General features: G+C 43.1%; 1 protein-coding gene. It reads left to right on the forward strand.

The genetic code is table 11. From position 1 onward, the window contains the following. Nucleotides 1-145: 145 nt before the first annotated feature. A partial coding sequence (locus ABF638_RS38305; RefSeq protein ID WP_435027942.1) for a permease occupies nt 146-434 on the forward strand: 289 nt, incomplete at its 3' end.

Raw genomic sequence — 434 nt, forward strand, 5'->3', positions numbered from 1 at the left:
TTTGAAGTACTCGATTGTGTTCAAAAAAAATGCCCCTCGTGCGGTCAAGCAATGCCTCTAGAAGGGGAAGACAACCTAGAACCAGTGGCGTTAACCTGGGGACAAAGAAAGATTTAAGCAAGGAAGATTCCAATCCAGCGAAATTGTGCGATCGGTTTGGCTTTATGTGGTGATCGGAATTGCGATCGGTGCAGGGATTCATGGTTATGTGCCGACAGATTTTATTACCCAATATGCAGGTGCGAATAATCCTTTTGCAGTGCCGATCGCAGTAATTTTAGGTGTTCCACTCTATGCGAATATTGCGGGTGTAATGCCAATTACTGAAGCTTTAGTAAATAAAGGAATGCCTATGGGTACAGTTTTAGCTTTCACAATGGCGGTAACAGCATTATCTCTTCCTGAAATGGTGATTCTCAAAAAAGTGCTACGAC

The sequence above is a fragment of the Nostoc sp. CALU 1950 genome (assembly GCF_051172895.1).
Classification (GTDB): Bacteria; Cyanobacteriota; Cyanobacteriia; order Cyanobacteriales; family Nostocaceae; genus Nostoc; species Nostoc edaphicum_A.